The organism is Petrotoga halophila DSM 16923, from assembly GCF_002924615.1.
Genome location: NZ_JALY01000240.1, coordinates 1 through 4,116 on the forward strand (window position 1 = coordinate 1; position 4,116 = coordinate 4,116).

Annotated in this window: 4 protein-coding genes; all 4 read left to right on the forward strand. The window is 33.3% G+C overall.

All coding sequences use genetic code 11. From position 1 onward, the window contains the following. Window positions 1-30 precede the first annotated feature (30 nt). A complete protein-coding gene (locus AA81_RS11665) occupies window positions 31-561 on the forward strand; it encodes an NUDIX domain-containing protein (protein WP_103899122.1) in 531 nt (176 codons plus the stop codon). Window positions 562-591: 30 nt separating this feature from the next. Continuing rightward, on the forward strand, window positions 592-2,058 hold the full coding sequence (gene gltX / locus AA81_RS11670) for a glutamate--tRNA ligase (RefSeq protein WP_103899123.1): 1,467 nt from the start codon (window positions 592-594) through the stop codon (window positions 2,056-2,058). Between the two features lie 14 nt (window positions 2,059-2,072). Then, entirely contained in the window at window positions 2,073-3,464 is a 1,392-nt protein-coding gene (gene cysS, locus AA81_RS11675) for a cysteine--tRNA ligase (protein ID WP_169926305.1), read from the forward strand. Between the two features lie 96 nt (window positions 3,465-3,560). After that, on the forward strand, window positions 3,561-3,953 hold the full coding sequence (locus tag AA81_RS11680) for a chemotaxis protein CheX (protein ID WP_245857173.1): 393 nt from the start codon (window positions 3,561-3,563) through the stop codon (window positions 3,951-3,953). The last annotated feature ends 163 nt before the right edge of the window (window positions 3,954-4,116 follow it).

A 4,116-nucleotide genomic window follows, 5' to 3' on the forward strand; every position in this document is an offset into this window, starting at 1 on the left:
ATCATAATTTAGGAATTTAGGAGTTTAAATATGGATTTAATAGAAAAAGAATTATCAAAAGAAGTTATCTTTAGAGGAAAAATCTTGAATCTAGAAAAATACAACGTTGAATTACCAAACAAAAACACATCAACCAGGGAAGTTGTTAACCATCCTGGAGCAGTAGCAATATTGCCAGTAGATAATGAAGGAAACATCTACCTCGTTAAACAATACAGATTCCCAATAAGAAAAGTATTAATAGAAATACCTGCAGGAAAGTTTGACTCACCTAATGAGAACCCTTTGGAATGTGGCAAAAGGGAATTAGCAGAAGAAATAGGAAAGCAAGCAAACAAATGGGTTGAGTTAGGATACATATACACAACCCCAGGTTTTTCAACGGAAAAAATATATTTATATCTGGCCAAAGAATTAACTGAAGTAGGAGTCAATCCAGATGATGACGAGTTTGTTGAAGTCTTAAAAGTAACCACAGATGAAATGAAAGAGATGATAAAAAAAGGTGAAATTACCGATTCAAAAAGTATTTGTGCTTTCTACAAATATTTACTTCTTTAATAAAATCAAAAAATTTTGGAGGACTAAACGATGATCTCAAATACTGTAAGAACAAGATTTGCACCAAGTCCAACGGGATATCTCCACGTTGGTGGAGCTAGAACAGCACTTTTTAACTATCTCTTTTCCAAAAAAAATGAAGGAAAATTTATCTTAAGAATTGAAGACACAGACATAGAACGTTCAACAAAAGAATCCGAAGATCAACTTATAAACACTCTAAAATGGTTGGATTTGAATTGGGATGAAGGGCCTCTAATCGGTGGAGATTATGGACCATATAGACAGAGTGAAAGGTTAGAAATCTACCAACGAAGAGCAAAAGAACTAATAGAAAAAGGGAAAGCATATGAGGCATATATCTCACCAGAAGAAATAGAAGAAGTAAAAAACCAGTTAATCAGCGAAGGTAAACCACCACATTATACCTATGATTTGATTTCAAAGTACAACACAAAGGAAAGAATAAAAGAGTACAATTACAAAGGGTTAAACCCCGTTGTTTTTTTGAAGATGCCTCAAAAAGATTATGAACTCGATGATAAAATAAAGGGTAAAGTTATCTTTAAGAAAGGTTCTATAGGTGATTTTATAATTCTAAGAAGCAACGGTATACCTACATATAATTTTGCTGTCGTTGTGGACGATATAGAAATGAAAATCACCCATGTTATCAGGGGGGACGATCATCTACCAAACACTTTGCGACAAATGGCAATTTATGAAGCTTTTGAGGTGGAACCCCCAATATTTGCACATGTTTCGATGATCTTAGGACCAGATGGGAAAAAATTATCCAAGAGACATGGTGCTACCTCTGTCGAAGAGTTTATGGTTCAGGGATATTTGCCTGAAGCTGTTGACAATTATTTGGCTTTGCTTGGCTGGTCTCATCCTGAAGGTAAAGAAATATTGCCTCTCTCTGAAATAATTGATAATTTTACCTTGGATAGGGTCAATTCAAGCCCCGCAATATTTGACGAGAAAAAATTAAAGTGGATGAACGGGCAGTATCTAAGAAACAAATCTCTGGAAGAAATCTATCAACTCGCAGAACCTTTTGTGATTGGATCAAAACTACTAAGTAAAGAACAATATGAAGTAAACAAAAAATGGGTTATTAAAGCTTTAGAAACTATTCTTTCTTCTGTTGATATATTAAGTGAAATACCCGAAAAAATGGAAGTTTTTTTAAAAGATGTATTCCCAGATACAAATGATCCTGAATTTAAAGAATACTTCGATAAAAGAGGAGTAAAAGAAGCTATTAACTTAGTTTATAAGTATTTCAATGAAGATGACAGATGGGATACACAAACTATAACAGAAAATTTAAAGAATGCTATGAACGAAGCCGACCCTCAAAAGAAACCATTCTACATGTCTTTAAGAAAAATTTTAACGGATTCATTTCATGGACCTGATTTGATAAATACGATATTTTTGTTAGGTAGAAACACTGTTTTGGAAAGGCTCCAAAGGGTGATCGAGATTTGAAATCTCTTCCTACAATTAAAATATACGATACATTAAGTGCACAATTAGTTGATTTAATACCGGTAAAAGAAGGCGAAATAAAAATTTATCTTTGTGGACCAACAGTCTACAACTTGTTACACATTGGGAATGCAAGGCCTATTATAATATTTGATGCTTTTAGACGTTTTTTAGAATATATTGGTTACAAAGTTACATTAGTACAGAACTTCACCGATATAGACGATAAGATCATCGATCAAGCAAAAAAAGAGGACCTACCTTTCGAAGAGGTAGGGAAAAGATATATAATTGAGTATTGGAGAGATATGACGGCTCTTAAAGCAAGAGCTTTTAATTTTCACCCGAAAACTACTACTTATGTTGATGAAATTATATCTTATATAAAAGAACTTGAAGAAAAAGGTTACGCTTATAAAGCTGAAAACGGAGATGTTTACTTTGAAGTTGGAAAATTTTCAAGATATGGAGAGTTATCGCACAGAAAGATTGAAGATCTGAAAGTCGGGATCAGAGTAGATGTTTCTGAATACAAAAAAAATCCTTTGGACTTCGCCCTTTGGAAATCTTCAAAAGAAGGAGAACCGTTTTGGGAAAGCCCATGGGGAAAAGGTCGTCCAGGGTGGCACATAGAATGTTCTGTTATGTCTTCTGAAATACTAGGAGATACCTTCGATATTCATGCGGGAGGTAACGATCTCATCTTTCCTCATCACGAGAACGAAAGAGCCCAAGCTTTAGCAAAAAGTGGTAAGGATTTTGCAAAATATTGGATGCACAACGGAATGATTCGTATGGCACAAGATAAGATGTCAAAATCCTTAGGGAACGTTTGGTATTTAAGAGACCTTTTGAAAAAATTTGATTCGGATGTCTTAAAAATTTTTATACTCAGCAAACACTATCGTATACCTATAGATATAAGCGAGGAACTGCTTCATACCCAAGAGGTATCAGTTAATAGAGTTAAAGAATCATTGAATGAAGCTGAGGAATTCTTTAACGGGAAAGTGCCTTATCCTCAAGAAATGAATTACTTTAAAGAACAAGAAGAGTATCTCATTAGTGGCCTTTCGAATGATTTTGACACACCATCTGTTGTAGCAAGAATCTTCGAATTATCGAGAGATTTAAACAAAGCGTTAAATTCACGTGATGAAGAAACAATAAAAAATAATTATTATATAATAAGAAATATTTATGGGAGTGTTTTAGGGGTTTTTGAAACTAATGAACAAGTAAAGAAGAATAATCTAGAATTAAATCAACTAATGGAAATTATTCTAAACGTAAGATCTGTTCTTAGAGAAGAAAAGTTATACAATCTTTCTGACTACATAAGGGATAACTTAAGCAAAATTGGTATAGAAATAAAAGATACCGCTGAAGGAACAAAATGGTCTTAGAACTGGAGGTGCTCTTAAATAGACGTTAATATAATAAATTCAGTACTCGCCTCTCTCAAAAACACCTTTAAGATAATCACAAAGATAGATATTTATTTGGAAAAGCCATATGTCGTCCAAGAAATCGAAAAACATTACGATGTGGTTACTAATATAGGTTTTACTGGTGAACTTGAAGGAAATATTCTTTATTCCTTTACCGAAAATGTAGCAAAAGATATAGTTAATAATATGATGGATGGTATGATGAAAATAGACGAGATTAATGATATGGCGATTAGTGCTATAGGAGAACTTGGCAATATGGTTTCTGGATCCATAGCCACTAATCTCGAAAAATACGGTTATAATATAGTTGTAACTCCTCCATCCGTATTTACTGGCAAGATTGTAAAAGTCAATTCTAAAGGTGCCATCTTAGGATTTCCAGTTTACGTTTCTGGTGACAACGAAATGGATTTGTACTTTATTTACAGAGAAACGAACTAAAATTCTTAAGAGAAAAATTTGCGCTTGTGTTCACAAAAAAATCATGCAAAAGGGCAAATTTAAATATGAGCTTTAAAGAGAGCTAATTATTAAGTTTCAGAATTCCAAAAGACAGAAAAAAGTGTAGGCTAAGGAGGAATATAGATGGCTAGAAAATGTGAAA